The 5,129-nt window shown below is 77.4% G+C and carries 6 protein-coding genes; all 6 read left to right on the forward strand.

Annotation, left to right across the window (positions count from 1 at the left end; translation table 11 throughout):
- Positions 1-678, forward strand: a 678-nt coding sequence (locus WCS02_RS17190) for a hypothetical protein (RefSeq protein ID WP_340295460.1), incomplete at its 5' end; no start/stop codon positions are given.
- Between the two features lie 109 nt (positions 679-787).
- Positions 788-1,291: a TerD family protein gene (locus WCS02_RS17195; RefSeq protein WP_340295462.1), complete on the forward strand. Its 504-nt coding sequence runs from the start codon at positions 788-790 to the stop codon at positions 1,289-1,291.
- 70 nt (positions 1,292-1,361) lie between these two features.
- Positions 1,362-2,657, forward strand: a complete 1,296-nt coding sequence (locus WCS02_RS17200) for a homoserine dehydrogenase (protein ID WP_340295464.1) — start codon at positions 1,362-1,364, stop codon at positions 2,655-2,657.
- A gap of 7 nt (positions 2,658-2,664) precedes the next feature.
- Entirely contained in the window at positions 2,665-3,747 is a 1,083-nt protein-coding gene (gene thrC, locus WCS02_RS17205; protein ID WP_340295466.1) for a threonine synthase, read from the forward strand.
- Positions 3,744-4,703, forward strand: a complete 960-nt coding sequence (locus tag WCS02_RS17210) for a homoserine kinase (RefSeq protein WP_340295468.1) — start codon at positions 3,744-3,746, stop codon at positions 4,701-4,703. The genes thrC and WCS02_RS17210 overlap by 4 nt, the downstream gene beginning before the upstream one ends.
- A gap of 173 nt (positions 4,704-4,876) precedes the next feature.
- Positions 4,877-5,129: Rho termination factor N-terminal domain-containing protein (locus tag WCS02_RS17215; protein WP_340295470.1), on the forward strand; the 253-nt coding region annotated here is incomplete at its 3' end.

The raw sequence follows: 5,129 nt of genomic DNA on the forward strand, positions 1-5,129 counted from the left end.
ACCACGCCTGCCCCGGCGTCACGGACCGGTCTCGACCTGTCCCGCCCGGCGGGCGGCAGCCCCGCGGCGCGCCCGCCCGCGCGCCCCGCCACCGTGTCCCGGGTGCCCGCCAGCCGTCCCTCGTGGCGGAGGGTGTCGCCCACGGCCGACGTCCACCTCACCGCCTCGACGCCGACCGCCGCCCTCAGCCGCGTCCAGACCGGGGTCGGCTTCCTCCGGGCCGGCCTGCTGCTGCCCGACGGGGCCCCCGCGCTGCGGCTCGGCTGCGCGTGGCAGCACGGGACGCCGCAGGGCCCGCGGCAGCGCTGGACCGCCGGCGGCCTGGACCGCGGCGGCCGCAGCCCCGTCCGCGTGCACGACAGCCCCGAGGAGCTCGACGTCGACCTGCTCGCCGTGCACCCGCTGGCACGGCTGCTCGTCGTGGCCTGGCCGGAGCGGGCGGCCCACGCGGGCGGCGGCCTGCTCGTCGTGCGCACCGAGGGCGGCAGCCGGGTCGACGCGCCCGTCCCCGCGGCCGCGCCCGGCACCAGCACGGTGCTGCTGTCCGGCTACGTCGTCGACGGCGAGCTCGTGCTGCGGGCGGAGTCGAGGACGGTGCCCGGCGGGCCCGCCCAGGCGTGCGGTGCGTACGGTTACGACGCGCTGCGGTGGCTCGACGACCACCAGCCCGTCCCCTGACCGGGCGGGGCGCGCGGGGCGCACGAGGGGACGACGGCATGGTGGACCTCACCAAGGGCCAGACGGTGTCGCTGACGAAGCGGGGGGCGGCACGCTGACGGTCGTCCGCATGGGTCTCGGCTGGGACGCGGTGAAGAAGCGCGGGTTGTTCGGCTCCCGGGCGCAGGCGGTCGACCTCGACGCCTCGGCCCTGCTGTTCGACGCCGCCGGCGCCCTCGTGGACCAGGTGTGGTTCCAGCAGCTGCGCAGCGCCGACGGGGCGCTGCAGCACACGGGGGACAACGTCACCGGCGCGGGCGAGGGCGACGACGAGTCGATCGTCGTGGACCTCGCCCGTCTCGACCCGCGGGTGGCCACCATCGCCTTCGTCGTCAGCAGCTTCACCGGGCAGGACTTCACCCAGGTCGAGAACGCGTACTGCCGCCTGGTGGACGCCGCCGCGGGGGACGCCGAGCTGGCCCGCTACGAGCTCGCCGCGTCCGGCCCGCACACCGCGCAGGTGATGGCGCTCGTCCGTCGCGACGGCACCGGGTGGAGCATGACCGCCGTCGGCGCCGCCGGCTCCGGCAGGACCTTCCGCGACCTCGTCCCCGCCGTGGTGCCGCACCTCTGAGCCCGCCCCCGGCTGCCCGGCCCCTGGGCCGGGCGACCGCCGTCGCGCGGGCGGCTGACACACTGCCCCCGTGGATCGCGTCCGGGTCGCCCTGCTGGGCTGTGGTGTCGTCGGCTCGGAGGTCGCGAGGCTCCTGCTGGCCCAGGCCGACGACCTGGCGGCCCGGGTCGGGGCGCCGCTGGAGCTCGTCGGGATCGCCGTGCGCCGCCCGGACCGGCCGCGCCCCGGCATCGACCCGGCCCTGCTCACCGACGACGCCGAGGGCCTCGTCGCCCGCGCGGACGTCGTCGTCGAGGTCGTGGGCGGCATCGAGCCGGCCCGCAGCCTCATGCACGCGGCCTTCCGCCACGGGGCGGGCGTCGTCACCGCCAACAAGGTGCTGCTCGCCGAGCACGGGCCCGAGCTGTTCGAGGCCGCGAGCGCGGCCGACGTCGACCTCTACTACGAGGCCGCGGTCGCCGGGGCCATCCCGCTCATCCGCCCGCTGCGGGAGTCGCTCGCCGGGGACCGGGTGACCCGCTTCCTCGGCATCGTCAACGGCACCACCAACTACGTGCTCGACCAGATGGACACCACGGGCGCCGGGTTCGGAGACGCCGTCGAGCGCGCGCAGGCCCTGGGCTACGCCGAGGCCGACCCGACCGCCGACGTCGAGGGCTACGACGCTGCGAGCAAGGCCGCCATCCTCGCCAGCCTCGCCTTCCACACCCGTGTGCCCGGCGAGGCCGTCCACCGCGAGGGCATCACCGGGGTGAGCGCCGCGGACGTCGCCGCCGCGGCCCGGATGGGCTGCGTCGTCAAGCTGCTCGCCATCGGCTCGCGCGAGCCCGAGGGCCCCGACGGCCCGGCGGGCGTCACCGTCCGCGTGCACCCGGCGTTCGTCCCCCGCAGCCACCCGCTCGCGGGCGTGCGCGGGCCGTTCAACGCCGTCTTCGTCGAGGCCGAGGCCGCCGGCGAGCTCATGTTCTACGGCCCCGGCGCGGGCGGCACGCCCACCGCGGGCGCCGTGCTCGGCGACGTCGTCGCGGTCGCCCGGCACCGGGTGCACGGCGGGCGCGGACCGGGGGAGTCGGCCTACGCCGACCTGCCGACGCTGCCGCTGTCGCGGGTGCTCACGCGCTACCACGTGCGCCTGGAGGTCGCCGACCGCCCGGGCGTCCTCGCCCGCGTCGCCGACGCCTTCGCCGCGCACGGGGTGTCCATCGAGCAGGTCCGCCAGCAGGCGGTCGGCGAGGACGAGGCCGCCGAGCTCGTCGTGGTCACGCACGTCGCGCCGGACACGGCCCTGTCGGACACCGTGGCCGACCTCGCCGGGCTCGACGTCGTCCTGGACGTCACGTCCGTCATGCGCGTCGAAGGGGAGTGAGCAGCTGATGGCCGCACCGTGGCGGGGAGTCATCCCCGAGTACCGGGACCGTCTGCCGATCGTCGGCGGGCTCGCGCCCGGCGCGCGCGACATCACCCTCGCCGAGGGCGGCACGCCGCTGGTCCGGGCGCAGCGGCTGTCGGAGCGCACCGGCTGCGAGGTGTGGCTCAAGGTCGAGGGCTGCAACCCCACCGGGTCCTTCAAGGACCGCGGCATGACCACCGCCATGACGGTCGCCGTGGCGCAGGGCGCCAGGGCCGTGGTGTGCGCGAGCACCGGCAACACCTCCGCCTCGGCCGCCGCGTACGCCACCGCGGCCGGCATCACGTGCGCCGTGCTCGTGCCCGAGGGCAAGATCGCCATGGGCAAGCTCGCCCAGGCCATCGCCCACGGCGCCACGCTGCTGCAGGTCGACGGCAACTTCGACGAGTGCCTGCGGGTCGCCCGCAAGCTGTCCGAGGCGTTCCCGGTCGAGCTGGTCAACAGCGTCAACCCGGCCCGGATCGAGGGGCAGAAGACCGCCGCGTTCGAGGTCGTCGACATCCTCGGCGACGCCCCGGACATCCACTGCCTGCCCGTCGGCAACGCCGGCAACATCACCGCCTACTGGCGCGGCTACACCGAGTACGCCGAGGACGGCCCGGCCACGCACCGGCCGAGGATGTGGGGCTTCCAGGCGGCCGGGTCCGCCCCGATCGTCCTGGGCCACCCCGTCGACGAGCCCGAGACCATCGCCACCGCCATCCGGATCGGCAACCCCGCGAGCTGGGAGCAGGCCGTCGCGGCGCGTGAGGAGTCCGGCGGGGCCATCCGCTCGGTCACCGACGAGCAGATCCTCGACGCGCACCGCTGGCTGTCCGCGCTCGAGGGCGTCTTCGTCGAGCCGGCCTCCGCCGCCGGTGTCGCCGGCCTGCTCCAGGCCCACGCCGACGGCGAGGTCGAGCCCGGCCAGCGCATCGTCTGCACCGTCACCGGCCACGGTCTCAAGGACCCGCAGTGGGCGCTGCGCACCGCCGACGGCGGCGAGGTCCTGCCCACCCGCGTCGAGGCCGACGTCGTCGAGGTCGCCCGCGCCCTGGGCCTGGGATGACCGCCGGGCACGTCCCCCTGCCGCCGCGCGACGTCCACGTCTCCGTCGCGGCGTCCTCGGCCAACCTCGGTCCCGGCTTCGACGCCGTGGGGCTCGCCCTCGACCTGCGCGACGAGGTCCGGGTGGGCTGCCGCCCGGCGGCCGACCCCGCCGCACCCCGCACGAGCGTCACGGTCACCGGCATGGGCAGCCAGGACGTGCCGACCGACGAGCGGCACCTGGTGGCGCGCTGGGTCCGCGGCGGGCTGGCCGGGCTCGGGGCGGGCGCCGACCTCGTCGACCTGCACCTGGACTGCACCAACGTCGTCCCGCACGGGCGCGGGCTCGGCTCGTCGGCCGCGGCCGTCGTCCAGGGCCTCGCCGCCGCGTGGGCCCTGGTGCACGGCGACGCCGAGGAGGCCGGCGGCCTGTCGCGCTGCGAGTGGCTCGTCGCGACCAGCTCCGCCGCGGAGGGCCACGGCGACAACGCCGCGGCCAGCGTGCTCGGCGGTGCGGTGCTCGCCTGGTCCGACGGGACGACCTACCGGGCCACCCGCCTCGACGTCGCGCCCGACCTGCCGGTCGTCACGTGCGTGCCCGAGGAGGTGCTCATGACCGAGGTCGCGCGCTCGCTGCTGCCGGCCACGGTGCCGCACGCCGACGCCGCGTTCACCGGCGCCCGCACCGGGCTGCTCGTCCAGGCGCTGCGCGGGCGGGCCGAGCTCCTGCTGCCCGCCACCGAGGACCGGATCCACCAGCAGCAGCGCGCCGGCGCCATGCCCCGCAGCCACGCCCTGATGACGCGGCTGCGCGCCGAGGGCGTCGCGGCGTGCGTGTCCGGGGCCGGGCCGTCGGTGCTGTGCCTGGGCGCGCCGCGCGAGCAGGTGGCGTCGCTGGCCGGCGACGGCTGGCTCGTCCGCGGCCACGCCGTCGGTGGGCCGGCCGTGTCGTCCGTCCTGGGGACCACCTCCGGCTGACCCGGCCGGTGCTACCGTTCGGAGCACGGCGGGGGCCCAGCTGGCCCCGATCGACGCCGTCCTGCAGCCCCCGGGGCTCGTCCGCGGAGAAGCCTCCCCGGCGCGCCGACCGGGCTGCCCCACCCCGCGCGGCCCTGTCTGCGGCCCGCGGTCCACCCGAAGGAAGGACCTTCGTGACAGACACCCACGACGTCGTGGCCGCTCCGGCGCCCGGCGCCCCGGCCCCCGCGGGCCTCTCCGGCCTCAAGGTCGCCGAGCTCCAGGCGGTGGCCGCCCGCCTCGGCATCTCCGGGGCCGGACGGCTCCGCAAGGCCGAGCTCCTCGAGGCGGTGCGCCAGCGCACGGGCGGCTCCGGCCCCGCCGCGGACGGCCCGGCCGCCCAGGACAGCACGCCCCCCGCACGCACCGCCCCGCCCAAGTCGGAGG

The sequence above is a fragment of the Aquipuribacter hungaricus genome (assembly GCF_037860755.1).
In the GTDB taxonomy this organism is placed as follows: Bacteria; Actinomycetota; Actinomycetes; order Actinomycetales; family JBBAYJ01; genus Aquipuribacter; species Aquipuribacter hungaricus.